Below are 15,459 nucleotides of genomic sequence, written 5' to 3'. Positions count from 1 at the left end.
CCCGAAGTGCTCAGCCTGAGTGCGGAGCGCGCCGCCCCCGTCGTGAACACCTACGCTGACCTTGCCCACGCTACCTACGAAGACAGTTTGCTCACGGCGCAGGCGCTCAACAAGGCGATCGAGGCGCTGATCGCGGCGCCGACGCAGGCCAGCCTCGACGCCGCGCGCGCCGCCTGGCTAGCCGCCCGCGTGCCTTACCAACAAACGGAGACCTTCCGCTTCGGCAACCCCCTGGTGGACGACTGGGAGGGTCGGGTCAACGCCTGGCCCCTCGACGAAGGGCTCATCGACTACGTCGACGCGAGCTACGGTCAGCAGTCCGATGCGAATCCCGCCTACGCGGTAAACGTCATCGCCAACGCCCAACCCTCAGTGAACGGCCAGCCGGTGGATGCGAGCGCCATCACCGGCGAACTGTTGCGCGACGTACTTCACGAGGCGGGTGCCGTGGAAGCTAATGTGGCCACTGGGTACCACGCGATCGAGTTTCTGCTCTGGGGACAGGACCTGAATGGCACGGGCCCGGGCGCCGGCCAACGTCCTGCGAGCGATTTCGCTCAGGCAGAGGGCGACTGCACGGGCGGCCACTGCGACCGCCGCGTCGCCTACCTGCGCACGGCGGCGCAGCTGCTCATCGACGATTTGGAGACCATGGTGGCCCTGTGGGAGGACGGCGGCGCCGCCCGCAGCAACCTCACCGACGACCCCGTGACGGGCGTTAACGCGATGATCAGCGGCATGGGCTCGCTGTCCTACGGCGAGTTAGCCGGCGAGCGCATGCGCCTGGGTCTGGTGCTGCACGACCCGGAAGAGGAGCACGACTGCTTCTCGGACAACACCCACAACTCGCACTACTACAACCAGATCGGCATCGAGAACGTTTATCGGGGCCGCTACGAGCGGGTCGACGGCAGCGTGGTGAGCGGGCCGTCGATGGCTGACTTGGCGAGGGAGACGGACCCGGCCCTGGCATCGCGGTTGGAGAGCGCGGTGCTTGCCGCCACCCAGGCGCTCAGCGCCTTGAAGGCACGGGGCGATGAGATCGAAGCCTTCGATCAGATGATCGCCGAAGGGAACGCAGCGGGGCAGCAAGCGATAGAGCAGGGCGTCGACGCCCTGATCGCCCAGACCCGTCCCCACGAGCAGCTGGTCACGGCGCTCGGCCTCGGCAGCGTGTACATCGAAGGCTCCGCTGCCCTGGACGACCCCGCCGCCGTCTTCCAGTGAGCGTGAACGGCCGCTTCCTGATCGCCGGTGCGATCGGCGTCGCGGCCGCGCTGGCGTTGGTCGCCCTGCGACCTGGATCCGCACCCGCACCGGAGACGGCGGCAGCGGGTCCGCTCCCGTGGCGGTTGGATCTGACGCCGCAAGAGCGTGAGCGCGTGCACTCGCTCACGGTCTTGCCCGACGTGCCCGCCAGCGCACAAGCCTTCGAGGTCAACAGCGCCGGGGCGGCCACCTTCACGGGCAGCGTGTCGCGCAACGCCTTCTCCAACCCCTCGAGCAACCTGTCACTCGAGGGCCTGCAGCAGTTCGCGCTGGGCAACGCGATCTTCCGCAAGCTCTGGGTGTCCTCACCGTCCTCGACCCAGGCCTCCGACGGCCTCGGGCCGATCTACAACGCGCGCTCCTGCCAGCGCTGCCATCTGAAGGATGGCCGGGGACATCCGCCGGTGGACGATCAGGACGATCGCACCTCGCTCCTGTTGCGCGTGGCGCTCACCGAAGAGACCGCCGAGGACGTGCGCGCGCGCCAGGACGGCGAGCGGCTGAGCATGCCCGATCCTGCGTACGGCGGCCAGATCCAAGACGTGGCCGTGGCCGGGGTGCGCGCAGAGGGCAGAGTTGGGCTTACCTACGACGAACACGAGGTGGTGCTGAACGGCGGGGAGCGCGTGCGCCTGCGCAAGCCGCGCTTCACCCTGGCCAACCCCGCCTACGGACCTCTGCATCCGAGCGCCGTGCTCTCCGCGCGGGTGGCGCAGCCGATGATCGGCCTGGGCTTGTTGGAGGCGATCCACGAAGGCGATTTGCTCGCCCAGGAGGATCCGGACGATGCCGATGGCGACGGCGTCTCCGGTCGCGCCCAGCGGGTGCGCGATCCCGAGAGCGGCGAATGGCGCGTAGGCCGCTTTGGATGGAAGGCCGCTGCGCCTTCGCTGCGGGCCCAAACCGGCGGTGCCTTCTTGAACGACATGGGCATCTCCTCCGCCGTGCAGCCGCGCGCGGCCGGCGAGTGCACCGCGCAGCAGGCGGCTTGCCTCGCTGCGCCGACGGGCGTACAGGAAGCGCAGGGGCCCTTCGAGGCCACCGACGAGATGCTCGATCTCGTGGTGTTCTACTCCGCCAATCTCGCGGTGCCGGCCCGGCGCGACGTGGACGATTCACAGGTGCTGGCCGGCAAGGGCCTGTTTCACGAGGTCGGCTGCGCAGGCTGCCATCGGCCTAACTACGTCACTCGGCGCGATGCCGCGCAGCCCGCGCACCAGTTCCAGATGATCTGGCCCTACACCGACCTCTTGCTTCACGACCTGGGCGAAGGGCTCAGCAGCGTCACTCCGGTGGGTCAGGCCTCGGGTCAAGAGTGGCGGACGCCGCCCCTGTGGGGTATCGGCCTGACCGAAGCGGTCAGCGGCCACACGCAACTCCTCCACGACGGACGCGCCCGCGGGCTGCTCGAGGCCATCCTCTGGCACGGCGGTGAGGCGCGCGCGGCGCGCGATAAAGTGATTGCCATGACACCGGATCAGCGCGGCGCGCTGCTCACCTTCTTGAGATCCCTATGATCGGTAGACCCTTCGACGCCGGCTGCGTAAGGCGCATGGCCTGCCTCGTAGTGCTCGCGCTGCTGGCGGCCTGCGGCGCTGAACGACGGCATGAGGAGACCCCATACGCCGCGTTTCTCGGCCAGGCTTTCGAACATGTCGCAGCCGACTACGAGGCCTTGGCCGAGCGCGCTCGAGGACAACGAGATGCCGTTGACCAGCTATGCCAACCCGGCGCTGATCAGGCCAGCGCGCTGGATGAGGCGCACGTGGCCTTCGAAGCGCTGGTGGCGGCCTGGTCCCGGGTGGAATGGCTGCGTCTCGGCCCGGTCGCCACCGAGCATCGCTACGAACGGCTGTTCTACTGGCCCGATCGCGGCCTTCGCGGCCGACGGCAGCTAGCGGCGTTCATCGCCGAACTCGCGCCGGGCGATCTCGACCGTGAGAGCCTGGCGGAAAAGAGCGTCGCGCTGCAGGGCTTGCCTGCGCTCGAGTACGTGCTCTACACGGAGCCGTCGGGGATCCATGCGCAGAGCGCCCAGTGCGTGGCGGCCCGCCCGATCGCCGAGCTCATGAGCGAGGTGACGGCCTCGCTGGCGGAGGAATGGCGTTCTAAGGGGGCGCTCACCAACGCCTTGACCCGCACCGGGGAACCGCTGAGCGAAGATCGCGCCTTGGCGAAGACCATGCAGGAGGCCGCCAGCGCGCTCACCCTCGCCGCCGACGGCAAGATCGGCCAAGCCATGGGGACGCAGGCGGCGGCGGCACGTCCCGCCCTCGCACCGTTCTCGCGCTCGAGCCTCACGGCGCCGTCGATCGACGCCATGGTTGGTGGCCTGCGCCAGTTGTTCGACGGGGAATTCCAACGGCTACTGCCCGAGGACAGCCGCTACGCGGGCGCGGGATTGCTGCGCGAGCTGGAGGACATCCAATTCCACCTGGGCGTGCTGGCCGAGGCGGGCAGCTGGGAGACCGTGGTGCGCGATGAGCAGCATCGCAAGCGCTTGCAGTACCTGCGCCAGCCCCTGCTGAGTGCACACAACGGGCTCAGCACGGGCCTCACCGGCGCCCTCGGCCTCAGCGCGGGCTTCAATTCCACCGATGGCGATTAATAGGCAGCGGCGCCAGTCGCTGATGGGACTGGGAGCACTCCTCTCGCTCAGCGCCGTCCCGAGCGCGTGCCGTCGCGCTGGGCCAGACCGCTCCCCGAGCCTGATCGGCTGCTGCGCGCTGCGTGCGGGCGGCTTCGCCGCGGTGGTGCTCGATGGGACGTGGCAACCGATAGCGACGATTCCCTTGCCCGCGCGGGGGCACGGTATCGCGGTGGCACCGCACGGGCAGCTGGCGGTGGTGTTGGGTCGGCGCCCGAGCCGGACGGCGACGGTGATCGATCTGCAGCGCCTGCAACCGCTGCTGAGCGTTGAGACCCCAGCTCAGCGGCACCTCTTCGGACACGGATTTTTCAGTCCTGACGGCGAGCTGTTCTACGCCACGGAGAACGACTTCGAGGGGCCTGACAGCGTGCTCGGCGTCTACGATGTCAGCGCTGGGTTTCGGCGCCTCGGCGAGATGAGCACCGCCGGCATCGGCGCCCACGAGGCCGTTCTCCTCGCCGACGGTGCCACGATCGCCGTCGCCAACGGCGGTATCGAGACCCACCCCGACTATCCGCGGCACAAGCTGAACTTGGCCGAGATGCGTCCCTCCCTGGCGTACCTCCGTGCGGCTGACGGCGCGCTACTCGAGCAGGTGTCGCTGCCTGCGCGATGGCACCAGGTGTCGCTTCGGCACTTGGCCCAAGCGAGTGACGGGAGCCTATGGATCGGGGGACAGGACGAAGGCGCCGGCGTCGATGCGCCATTGGTGCTCCGGCACGTGCGGGAAGATACAGGGCTCCAGGTGATCGGCAACTCGGAGCAGACCCGCGCACTCGCGGGCTACGTGGGGTCCGTCGCCGCGCACCGCGGACGCCCAATCGTGACGGTGACCAGCCCCCGCGGGAACCACGCGCACACCTACGACGCCGCGACCGGGCGCCTGCTCGATGCCACTGCGCTGACGGACGTATGCGGCGTCGCCGCCAGCCACGATCGCATGATCGTGAGCACCGGGGAGGGCGAGGTGCGGCCTGTGCAGGCGCGTCGTGCCGGCGCAGCCCATCGGGCACTGCGGTGGGATAACCACCTAAGCGCCGTCGTCGGCGCTGGTGGTACCGTCTAGTCGAAGCGGTCCCCGCTGCCTAGAAAAGGCCGCCCTTGGTGAGCGCTACAGGGTCAAGAAGCTTGGTCAGTTCCTCGCGCGAGAGATCGGTCTTCTCCACGGCCACCTCCAGCACCGGACGACCTTCACGATAGGCGGTCTTGGCGATCTCTGCGGCGGCCGCGTAACCGATCACCGGATTGAGCGACGTCACGAGGATCGGGTTTCGGTGCAGCGGGCCGGCGATCTTCTCTTCATTGACCTCGAAGCTGGCGATCGCCTTATCCGCCAACAGCCGCGTTGTCGTGCTCAGGATACCGACGCTCGAGAGCAGGTTGTTCGCGATCATCGGCAGCATCACGTTGAGTTCGAAGTTCCCGGATTGGCCGCCGACGGTGATAGCCGCATCGTTACCGATGACCTGGGCAGCCACCATGGCGGCGGCCTCGGGGATGACCGGGTTGACCTTGCCCGGCATGATGGAGGAGCCCGGTTGCAGGGCCTGGAGGCTGATCTCGCCGAGACCGGCCAGGGGGCCCGAGTTCATCCAACGCAGATCGTTGGCGACCTTCATCACCGAGACGGCGATTGCCTTGAGCTGGCCGGACAGGGCAACGGCGGCATCCTGAGAGCCGATCAGCGCGAAGAAACTGTCCGCACGGCGAAAGGGGATCCCCGTTTGTTCCGCCAGGCCATGGGCAAACGCTGCGGAGAAGTCGGGGTGCGTGTTGATGCCCGTGCCCACCGCGGTACCGCCGAGGGCGAGCCTGTGGATGCCGGGCAGTACGCCATCGAGCAAGGCCATGCCGTTGCGCAGCTGAGCGGCCCAGCTCGAGAGACTCTGCCCCAGGCTCACCGGCATCGCATCCATCAGGTGCGTGCGGCCGGTTTTGTAGTGGTGCTGTACGTGGGCAGCTTTGGTCTCGATCGCGGCGATCAGATGTGTGACGGCCGGGCGCAAATCCCTCTCCACCGCGAGTGCCGCGCTGACGTGGATGGAGGTCGGCACCACATCATTGCTGCTTTGGCCGAAGTTAACATGGTCGTTCGCATCAACCGGTCGGCCAAGGGCTTGGGTGGCGAGGGTGGCGAGCACCTCGTTGGCGTTCATGTTCGAACTCGTGCCCGACCCCGTCTGGAACACATCGACGGGGAAGTGGGTCATGAGGTCCTCGCGGGTGCGTGAGGAGGCGCTCACCTCAGCGATCGTCTGCGCCATGTCAGCATCGATACAGCCGAGCGAGCCGTTGGTCTTTGCGGCGACCTCGTTGACCAGCAGCAGGGCCTCGATGAAGCCTCGCGGCATGCGCTGCCGGCTGATGGGGAAGTTATCGATGGCGCGCTGGGTTTGGGCGCCGTAGAGCGCCTCGGCATCGATTTGCAGTTCGCCCATGCTATCGCTGACGGTACGGGTGGTGCGGGTCATGGTTGGTTCCTCGAGTGTGCGGGATCCGCGGCCAGACCGAGGTGGCTGGACAGGCTGAGTTCGTGATTGCACTGACGCAGGGTTTCGCGTTCTTCTTCGCTGCGGGCCAGGCGGTACAGGCCGGAGAGGGGGCGGTAGGCGTGGTCAAGGCAGAGCCAGCGCCAGTGTCGAGGCACCTTGGGATCCACGATGATGGCGAGCATGATCCGGTGGGCGCGCAGGTACACCTGCCACGCGCCAATTTCGTCGCACAGGCTCAAATAGGCGTACAACAGCTGCGGATCGTCCGGATGCGAGCCGAAGCGAACGGCGGCTTCGAGGGAAAATGGCGCTGGCGGTGAGGCTCTCATGGTGTTGTGTCGCGTTTCCTTAGCGTCGGTTGCGTGATCGTCCAGATGCAGCCGCCACGCCAACCGTCTAGAACGACGAACGAAGGGTCAGTACCGCCGTGCGCGGCGGGCCGAGTACCGAGCCCGCCGTCAGGTTCTGGGCGAAGCTCGCGGTGTTCTCAAGGTAGCGTTCGTCGGTCACGTTGAGCACATCGAAGGCGAGGATGAGGTTCTCACCTATCGCATAGGAGAGGTTCACGTCCGTCACCGTGTAACTCTCGAAGTCGACCACCGGGCCCTCACGCTCCCCGACGTAGCGAAGGCCGCCGCCGAATGCCAGGCCTGCCAGGGCGCCCGTTGGCACCTCGTAGCGCAGATAGGCGCTCCCGGTCACTTCGGGGAACACGGCCGCCTGCACCTCATCGGCGCCCGGCTCGGTGATGTCGATGTCCGTGTAGCCGAAGTTGAGATTCAGACTCAAGCCCCGGGCGAGGCTCACGTTGCCCGTGAATTCCATCCCTTGTACCCGCAGCTCGCCCACGGTGACGACGAAGAACTCACCCACATCGTTGTTCGGGTCGGTGACCGCTACGTCTTCGCGCAGCGTGTAGAACAGCCCCGCGTCAAAGGTGAAGCGCCGGTCGAAGAGCGCGCCCTTCGCGCCCACCTCGAAACCGTTCGAGAGTTCGGGGCCAACGGTGCCCGAGTCGCGCCGCACGCCGAACTGCGGCTCGAAGGCTTGGGCGAAGCTCGCGTAGAGGTTGAGGTTGTCGGTGACGCCCGCGGTGGCGCCCAGGCGCGCTGTGATCTCGCTGTCATCGAAGGGCGATTCGATGGCTGCGCCGCGGCGGAAGTTCACGGTCATCTGGTCCAGGTCGTCGTAGCGCACACCGCCGATGAACGTCAGGTAGCCGTTGGGCCGGATGGCCGCCTCGGCAAATACCGAGTGCAGCTCCTGATCGAAGAGTGTGAAGGGCGAGAGGGGCCCGATGTCGTCAGGGCCGAAGCGAGGGACGTCCAGTTCGTCCAGGCGGAAGGGCCCGACGCCGGGGAAGCCGCTGAAGAAGCGCTGGAAGGAGCGCTCGTCGTAGGCAAAGCCGATGACGAAGTCTTGGCTCTGGCCCCAGAGCTGCGCGCGGTACGCGAGCTGGGCGTCGGCGAAGGTGGCATCGGAATCGGTGATGCCGCCGCCGGTGTAGGAGTAGACGTAAGGATCGTCGAGGCCGATGCCGGGCCCGCCGTCGGCGTAGTTGTAGTTGTACAGGCCGAGCGTGTTGCTGTAGTCGAAGTCCGTCTCCTGGCGCGAGCCGCGCAGCGTGAGCTTCACGCGGTCGAGAAACGCGTGGGTAAATTCGGCGTCGTAGTAGACATCGCGCGCCACGCCTTCGCCGTTGGCAAAGCTGGTGAAGGTGTCCGTGTCGATCTGCGCTGGGATCTCGCCAGTGGAGAGCAGGGGGAAGCCGAAGTTCGGGTTCACCGTGCTCTCGGTGTAGGACACACTCGCTTTGGCGGAGGTGGCCTCTCCCAGGTTCACGATGACCACCGGGCGTATCGCGAGGGTCTCACGCTCGGTCTCGTTGGCGTCGAACTCGAAGTCACGGTAGGCGCCGCTCACACGCACCATGAGGCTCTCGCTGAAGGTCTGGCCGAAGTTCGCATCGAACTCGACACCGACGCTGCCGAAGTGATCGGCGCGCAGCTCCATGTCGTAGAAGCGCTCCTGCTCCGGCGATTTGGTGACCGTGTTGATCACGCCGCCCGCGCCGATCGGCCCGAAGGAGATAGACGCAGGGCCCTTCAGCACTTCGTAGCGCTCGACGAAGGCGTCGTCGCGAGCGCCGGAGCCGCGGAAGTTATTCTGTACCCGGTTATCCACCAGGATAGGTGCCTCGAAGCCGCGGGAGAGGAAGTTGGCGGTGCCTGTGCCGAGGCGATCCTCCGTGCGCGTGATGTTGGGCAGGGTGGTGAGCGCTTCGATGGGGCGGGTCAAGTTGCGCGCATCGAGGAATTCGCGATCGACGATGTTCAAGGTGAAGGGAAGCTCGCTCGGCGCGATCGGAATGCGGTTGACCAGCGACTGCTGGAACTCACCAACGACGACTACCTCCTCCAGTTCAGCGTCTTCCGTAGCGGATGCTGGCGCTGGCGCCGCAGCGCCCTCTTGGGCGTTTGCCTGCAGGGCAGCGGAAACGGCCAGGGCAAGGGTGGTTTTGCGCCAGAGGGGGTCGAATTCTTTCATAGGTCAGAGGCACCGCTAGGGTTCAGGGGATCGAAGAACGCGCCGCCACTCGGGTAATCGCGTTCGCAGTAGGTCGCGACGGTAATGTAAATGCGACGCATTATCAATGGTGCTGGCCGCGGGTGCCGAGCGACCGACTGCGGTCAGCGGGAATGGGTTTGGGCGGTTCGGTGATGGCACGCGCGATAGGGACATGGGCTTAGCGGCCGCGGCCTGGGCATCCACTCCGAGGTAAGCGCGTGCCGCTAAGCCACTGAGATATCTCGGAAGGCGCTTTGGCCATATTCAACAGAAGTTTTGCGAATGCACATCATTCGCATTCGTAATCGCACTGAGAGTGACCTTGATGGACCTGACGACCTCCGCGCGCCCCTCCGAATCCGCTGCCACGACCAGACGCCGCCCGCAAGCGCGCTACTCCCTCGGCCGATGCACGGCCCTTGCGATTGCCGCGTACGCCAGTTCCACCCTGATGGTGGTCGCTCAGGAAAGCGAGGACGGCTCGGTCGATGAGGAGATCATCGTCACCGGGCGCTTCCAGAACTCCCTGGTCAACCGCTTGCCGATCACCATCGAGGAGCTGCCGTATTCGCTGGACGTGATCGATCGCAGCTTCCTCGACGAGCGAGGCTTCGTGCGTCCTCTGGAGGCCCTGCAGACGATCCCCAACGTGGTGATCAGCGGCGACCAGTTCAGCTCGGGTGGCCTGAACTTCCTGGTCCGCGGCTTCGATGCCTCGATCCTCGTGAACAACCGTCCTGAGACGAGCAGCCGTGGCTTCGGTCGCCGCGACAACGCCTTCGTCGAGCGCTACGAAGTGTTGAAGGGGCCCGCGTCGATCAGCCTCGGACCGGTGCTGCCCGGCGGCATCATCAACACGGTGACCAAGCTGCCCGAACTCGATCCTTTCGTCGACGTCGAGCTGCGCGGCGGCAGCTTCGGCACGATCCGCGGGATGATCGATGCGAACGGGGGCGCGCTGTTCGGCTCGGACGCCGTGCGTGGGCGCCTCACCATGGCCTACGAAGATGCGCAGTTCGCCGCCGACAACGCCGCCCGTGAGACCTTCGCCGTGCGCCCGGTGGTGGAGATCGACTTCTCGCCGCGCACGCGCTCCAACTTCAGCGTGGCCTACCGCGATCTGGACACGGTGCCGGATCTGGACTTCCCCATCTTCCAGGACGGCTCGATACCCGAGGCCTTCGAGAACGACGTGTTCTTCGGTCCGCCGGACAACGTGGGCGGGCAGGGCGAAGACATCCTGGTCGACGGTGAGGTGCAGCACGAGTTCCTGGACAACTTGAAGCTCACCGTGCGCGGTAGTTACCAGGACACGAATCCCGATTATCAGAACTCCCAGGGCCTCTACAACTACAACTTCGACGAAGGGCTGCCCGGCATAGCCCCGAGCAACCCGGTTGGCAACTTCTACTCCTCGACCGGCTCCTTCGATGAGGAAGTCACCTACTTCGATGCACAGCTCGCCTGGTCCACATCGATCGGCAGCGCCGAGATCGACTTCGTGTTCGGCGGCACGCTGCAGGAGACCAACGGACTCTCCACCTTCGGCTTTGACGGCTTCAACGCCGTCGTCGACATCACCGACCCCGACTTCGACACCGTGCCCGTGCCGGTGAACACGGTAGAGCCGACGCCGTTCTTCGACTTCACCACGGAGCTGGCGTCCTTGTACGCGGAAGTGATCTTCCGTCCCACGCCACGCCTGACGATCCCTGTAGGCGTGCGCTTCGACGACCTCGAGAACACCCTGCGCGACCCGACGTCCGGCGGCGACGATCTGGCTGAGGACGACTTCGTCCAAGAGACGGTCGAGGAAGACGACGACGTCTCGTTCCGCATCGGCGCCACCTACTCGGTGACGGAGAACGCCAACGTCTACGCGAGCTTCGCCCAGTCCTTCATCCCCCAGAGCGGGGTCTTGCGCTCGGGTAACCCGGTAGGGCCGGAGACGGCCGTCAGCTACGAGGTCGGCACCAAGACGAGCTTCCTGAACGGGCGTCTGCGCCTGCGCGCCGCCGCCTTCAACACCGTGCGCCAGGACGTCGCCAACAGCGATCCGAACAACGGCGTCGGCGATTTCTTCGTGGTGGCCGTGGGCGAGCAGCGTCATCGGGGCTTCGAACTCGCGCTGAATGGCCAGATCGCGCCCGGCTGGGACATCGATCTGAGCTACGGCTACCTGGATGCGGAGTTCACCGAGAATCTCGACGGGCTGGAGGGCCTTCGCCCCAGCGTGGCGCCGGACAACACCTTCAGCGCGTATACGTCGTACCGGTTCCAGCAGCCGAACCTCAGCGGACTGCAGATCGGCGGCGGCGTGCGCTTCCTGGATGATCGCCCGGGCTCCACCGGCAGCGGCCTGACCTACGACGGCTACACCTTGGTCGACTTCTTCGCCTCCTATCGCTTCAACGAGCGTTACCGGCTGCAGGTGAACGTGAACAACCTGCTGGACGAGTCGTACCTCGAGTCCGTGGGCAACAGCGGCCGGCCCAACGGCGGCTTCAACTTCGGCGAGCCGCTGGTGGTGCTCGGTACCCTCAACATGACCTTCGGCGGGCGCTAGGCAAGGTCGCAGGTCACGGGTGCGGTGCGGTGCTCCTGTGCCCAGGGTGCGATGTTGTGTAACCGAGCGAAAATGATCGTCACGGCGATCACGGGGATCGCTCTGCACGGATTGGCGGCGGCAGCCGAGCGTGCCTACGATCTCGTCGACGTGCGTGAGCAAATCGAGGCCCTCCACGAGGGCCTCGCCGTCCCCGCGCCAGGCTGGGGATTCAGTGCAGACGGCACCCGCGTGTGCGTCGGGTTCCGTGTCTTTCGCAGTGAGGACGGCGCGCCATCGACGCACGCAGATCCGCAAGCCCTCGTGGCGGGGGATCGTCCCTGCGAGTTCTACGGCGCGAAGCCCGGTGGGCGTCAGTGGCGAGTGCGCGACGGCACCCTCGTCGAGCTGGCGTCGACGCGGCCTGCGTCGCCCAGGACGGTGCGCAAGATGTTCCCCATGTGGGGGTGGGATCGTCGAGAGCGACTGGCGCCGAACGGTCGCTACTTCGCCTCGCTGCTCGGCCCGGACCTCGCCCTGCGCAAGGTGGGGGACGCCAACGCTACCGCTATCACCGACGACGGCACTTCGCCTGCCCCTTATTTCTTGGGCAGCGACATCTGGGAGGCTTCCGCGAGCATCTTCTCGCCTACGGGCCGTTACTTCGTCGGCCGTCGCCACGACAGCACCGGGATAGTCCCGATGCGCGCGCTGGATCCCTTCGCGCACGAGCTCACCGAGTTCCGCTACTGGGGGCGCGTCGATCAACCCCTGCCACGCACCACGCTCGTGGTGGTGGACGCCGACAAGGCCGATGTAGCGCTCACGGTGCCGCCACCGCCAGGCGATCGCTACCGCTTTTTTATCGAGTGGGCCGCCGACGGCGAGCGCTTCCTCGTCGTCGATGTGGCACGCGATCTGCGCGAGTACGTGCTCAGTGAGATCACGGTGGCCGACGGCGGCGTGTCCATCCTGCACATACAGCGCAGCGCGCGCGCCGTGAAGTGGCCCGGTGGCCCGCGAACGACGCGCTACCTCAACGGCGGCGATGAGGTGCTTTGGCGCTCTGATCACACGGGTTACTTCCACTACTACCTGATCGACCGCGAGGGTGGAGCGCCCACACGGCTGACGACGGGAGCGTTCGACGTGGGTGATTTCATCGCCCACGATGAAGCGACGGATCGCTTCTACTTCACCGCCGGCACGGCGGCACGGCCCCTCGATCGACAGCTGCTGCGAGTGACGCAGCGAGCCGAGGGGGCGCATGAGCAACGCTTCCTCACGAGCCGACATGGCGTGCATTCCATCAAAGTGGAGATCGACCAGGATCGCTTCCTCGATCTGCATTCTGCCTTCGACGAACCGCCCACCCTGCGCCTACGACGCTTGCGGGACGGGGCGGTGCTGAGCACTCCCTTCAAGGCGGCCGTCCCCGCGGCACGCAGTACTTGGCCCTCACCGGAGCCGTTCACCATCGCCGGCTCACTGGGGCCGCACAGCGTGACCGGGATGATCTTCCGCCCCCCGGACTTCGATCCCGAGCGTCGCTACCCGGTGATCGAGCGTGTCTACGGCGCGCCTTCCCTGCTGGCGACGCCGCTCGGCTACTACGGATTCGGCGAACACGGGAGTGGGTCTGACTACACGAGCGTCATCGGCATGCTCGTGCGCGCAGGCTTCGTCGTGGTGACCATCGACGGCGCCGGCACGCCTGGGCGAGGCAGGGCGATCCGCCAAGCCACCTACGGGCGCTGGCCCGAGGGGCAGGTGCCGGAGCACCTATCGACCTTGCAAGCACTGGCGGTGGAGCGCCCGTGGATGGACCTGTCACGCCTCGGCATCGCTGGCAACTCCTGGGGTGGCTTCTCGGCGCTGCTCGCCGGCATCGAGGCGCCGAACGCCTATCACGCCGTCTCGGCCAGCGTGCCGCAGACAAGCTTCACGGACCACACTGCCTTCATCGAGTTTGTGCTCGGAGCGCCAGCGGAGAACCCGCAAGCCTACGCGCGGGGGGAACTCAGCGAGCGCATGGACGGGTGGCAGTCGTCACTGCAGCTCATCGCCGGTACGAGTGATGTCAATGTGCCGATCAGCAATACGCTTCGATTGCTGGATGCGCTAGCCGAGCAGGGGAAGCCCTACGATCTGGTGTTGTTCCCGGGCACCAACCATGCGCACGAGGGGCGCGGCGACCGCTACGCCTACGCGATTGCCTCGATGGTGCGGTTCTTCCAACGGGAGTTGGGCGGCGTGCAAGATCGACCGTAGTGGTTACCCAGCGGATTCGTGCTCGGCCCGCGTACGTCTGGTGGTCAACATCCAGGTGCTCACCGACCGCATCGAGCTGCAGACGGGCGCGTCCGTTACGTTGAGCGTGACCCCGACCCCCGAGGAGTGCTATGTAACGCGTGGATTGCCGAGTTGCGGGAAGAAACGGCGCCACCGGCCCTTGCGTGCTGCGCGGCGCAGAGCAGGCTTGTTGTCGAACGTTCGAGCGCTGGGTGAGAGAATCCAGTCGCAACACTGTGCAAAGGACCCGCCGTGCGCTCACCCGCCGTACTACTCAGCTTCCTCTTACTCGCTGCCTGCGCTGATCAGCCTGAGCCGATCAGCGAGAATCTTCGCTGTCAGTTGGGCACGTATCGAATGGCGTCCGGTGCGCTCATCGATATCGGTCTGTCCAGCGCCGATCACCTGCGTTGGCGCACCCTCGACGGCCGTGTCGGTCGCGTTGCCTTGGCGGACGAGGCGGGCGTGTGGACGGGCACGGCAGGATGGACGACGCAGCCTCACCCGGCCCGCATCCACCTCGGTGAGTGCAGCGACGCGCTGATCCGTGTCGAGGGCATCTCCGGAATCGATGGTCAGGGTGAGCGAGTGGCGGTCGACGCCGTGGACATCCGCTTCCAGGGCGCTGGCGAAGAGCTTGCCGGCCGCCTAGTACTTCCGAAAGGTGATGGACGCGTACCTGTGGTCGTCCTGGTGCACGGCTCCGAGGACTACAGTGCCCTCGACTACTACTTCCACCAGCGCATGCTGCCCGCCCAGGGCATCGGTGTGTTCGTCTACGACAAGCGTGGCACCGGGGGATCCACCGGTGAGTACACCCAGGACTTTTATCTCCTTGCCGGCGATGCCGCCGCCGCGCACCGCACGGCTCTTGAAATGGCAGGTGATCGGGTGGCGTCGAGCGGCTACTTCGGTGGAAGCCAGGGCGGTTGGGTGGCGCCGCTGGCGGCCACGCTGAGTGAGGGGGATTTCGTGATCGCCAGCTACGGCATGGCGGAAGGACCCCTGGCGGAGGACCGAGACGAAGTGCAGCTTCGCCTGCGTGAGGCGGGTTACGGTGAAGAGGCGCTGGCGAAGGCGCGAGAGGTGACGGACATCACCGGTCGCCTCCTGGCCTCGGACTTCCAGGATGGCAAGGAGGATCTCGTGCGCGTGCGCAACGCCTACGAGGACGAGGACTGGTTTGCCTACATCGAGGGTGGGGTCTCATGGGATATGGTGATCCGACCTCTGTGGCAGTTTCGCATCGGCTACTTCTTTCTCAGCAAGGACACGAGCTGGGAGTACGAGCCCGTGCCCGCGCTGCGCTCGATTGATGCCCCCATGCTCTGGGTGTTGGCAGGGAAAGACCGGTCGGCACCGTCCGCGCAAACGCGCGTGATCCTCACGGAGCTGCAGGGCGAGGGCCGCCCGATCGACGTCGCCTTCTTTCCTGACACGGACCACGGGATCGTCGAGTTCACCGAGGACGAGGAGGGTGAGCGCCAAACGATCGGGTATGCGCCTGGATACCTGCCGTTAGTGAGCGACTGGATCAGGTATCGCCGTTTCGAGGCAGCCTACGAGGGCGCGGAGCTGGCGCCGCGCCGCGAGGCGAGTGATACGCCCTCGCGGTGAGTGCGCCACGGGTGTCGTGCGCGGGA

Annotated in this window: 10 protein-coding genes; 7 read left to right on the top strand and 3 right to left on the bottom strand. The window is 66.4% G+C overall.

The genetic code is table 11. From position 1 onward, the window contains the following. Positions 1 to 6 precede the first annotated feature (6 nt). The 4 genes from AAF184_06500 to AAF184_06485 are packed head-to-tail and all read left to right on the top strand — an operon-like array spanning position 7 to position 4,985. Positions 7 to 1,227, top strand: a complete 1,221-nt coding sequence (locus AAF184_06500; protein ID MEO0421965.1) for an imelysin family protein — start codon at positions 7 to 9, stop codon at positions 1,225 to 1,227. Next, positions 1,224 to 2,786 (top strand): di-heme oxidoredictase family protein, encoded by a 1,563-nt coding sequence (locus AAF184_06495; GenBank protein MEO0421964.1) that lies wholly within the window; start codon positions 1,224 to 1,226, stop codon positions 2,784 to 2,786. The genes AAF184_06500 and AAF184_06495 overlap by 4 nt, the downstream gene beginning before the upstream one ends. Next, positions 2,783 to 3,877 carry an imelysin family protein gene (locus tag AAF184_06490; protein ID MEO0421963.1) on the top strand — a complete coding sequence of 365 codons (1,095 nt, stop codon included), beginning with the start codon at positions 2,783 to 2,785 and terminating at the stop codon, positions 3,875 to 3,877. Before AAF184_06495 ends, AAF184_06490 begins: the two co-directional genes overlap by 4 nt. Before the next feature lie 22 nt (positions 3,878 to 3,899). Next, a complete protein-coding gene (locus tag AAF184_06485) occupies positions 3,900 to 4,985 on the top strand; it encodes a DUF1513 domain-containing protein (protein MEO0421962.1) in 1,086 nt (361 codons plus the stop codon). A gap of 19 nt (positions 4,986 to 5,004) precedes the next feature. On the opposite strand, the gene AAF184_06480 is transcribed toward AAF184_06485, so the two are convergent. The 3 genes from AAF184_06480 to AAF184_06470 all read right to left on the bottom strand — a co-directional run bounded on the left by AAF184_06480 (position 5,005) and on the right by AAF184_06470 (position 8,958). Continuing rightward, positions 5,005 to 6,390, bottom strand: a complete 1,386-nt coding sequence (locus tag AAF184_06480) for a class II fumarate hydratase (GenBank protein MEO0421961.1) — start codon at positions 6,388 to 6,390, stop codon at positions 5,005 to 5,007. Beyond that, positions 6,387 to 6,740 carry a hypothetical protein gene (locus AAF184_06475; protein MEO0421960.1) on the bottom strand — a complete coding sequence of 118 codons (354 nt, stop codon included), beginning with the start codon at positions 6,738 to 6,740 and terminating at the stop codon, positions 6,387 to 6,389. The genes AAF184_06480 and AAF184_06475 overlap by 4 nt, the downstream gene beginning before the upstream one ends. Positions 6,741 to 6,807: 67 nt before the next feature. After that, positions 6,808 to 8,958 (bottom strand): TonB-dependent receptor, encoded by a 2,151-nt coding sequence (locus AAF184_06470; GenBank protein ID MEO0421959.1) that lies wholly within the window; start codon positions 8,956 to 8,958, stop codon positions 6,808 to 6,810. A 346-nt stretch (positions 8,959 to 9,304) separates the two neighbouring features. Between AAF184_06470 and AAF184_06465 the strand changes: the two genes are divergently transcribed. The 3 genes from AAF184_06465 to AAF184_06455 all read left to right on the top strand — a co-directional run bounded on the left by AAF184_06465 (position 9,305) and on the right by AAF184_06455 (position 15,433). After that, positions 9,305 to 11,545: a TonB-dependent siderophore receptor gene (locus AAF184_06465; GenBank protein ID MEO0421958.1), complete on the top strand. Its 2,241-nt coding sequence runs from the start codon at positions 9,305 to 9,307 to the stop codon at positions 11,543 to 11,545. A 72-nt stretch (positions 11,546 to 11,617) separates the two neighbouring features. After that, complete coding sequence (locus AAF184_06460; protein MEO0421957.1) at positions 11,618 to 13,795, top strand: prolyl oligopeptidase family serine peptidase; 2,178 nt, start codon at positions 11,618 to 11,620, stop codon at positions 13,793 to 13,795. 273 nt (positions 13,796 to 14,068) lie between these two features. Next, positions 14,069 to 15,433 (top strand): alpha/beta hydrolase, encoded by a 1,365-nt coding sequence (locus AAF184_06455; protein MEO0421956.1) that lies wholly within the window; start codon positions 14,069 to 14,071, stop codon positions 15,431 to 15,433. Positions 15,434 to 15,459 lie beyond the last annotated feature (26 nt).

It is taken from the genome of Pseudomonadota bacterium (assembly GCA_039815145.1).
Taxonomy (GTDB): Bacteria; Pseudomonadota; Gammaproteobacteria; order Steroidobacterales; family JBCBZW01; genus JBCBZW01.
The sequence above is the reverse complement of the archived record's forward strand: the minus strand, read 5'-3'. Positions and strand labels throughout refer to the sequence as shown.

Coding starts and splice junctions, on each gene's coding strand:
- AAF184_06490 (MEO0421963.1), top strand. CDS start 2,783: ATGATCGGTAGACCCTTCGACGCCGGCTGCGTAAGGCGCATGGCCTGC.
- AAF184_06485 (MEO0421962.1), top strand. CDS start 3,900: ATGGGACTGGGAGCACTCCTCTCGCTCAGCGCCGTCCCGAGCGCGTGC.
- AAF184_06480 (MEO0421961.1), bottom strand. CDS start 6,390: ATGACCCGCACCACCCGTACCGTCAGCGATAGCATGGGCGAACTGCAA.
- AAF184_06475 (MEO0421960.1), bottom strand. CDS start 6,740: ATGAGAGCCTCACCGCCAGCGCCATTTTCCCTCGAAGCCGCCGTTCGC.
- AAF184_06470 (MEO0421959.1), bottom strand. CDS start 8,958: ATGAAAGAATTCGACCCCCTCTGGCGCAAAACCACCCTTGCCCTGGCC.
- AAF184_06465 (MEO0421958.1), top strand. CDS start 9,305: ATGGACCTGACGACCTCCGCGCGCCCCTCCGAATCCGCTGCCACGACC.
- AAF184_06460 (MEO0421957.1), top strand. CDS start 11,618: ATGATCGTCACGGCGATCACGGGGATCGCTCTGCACGGATTGGCGGCG.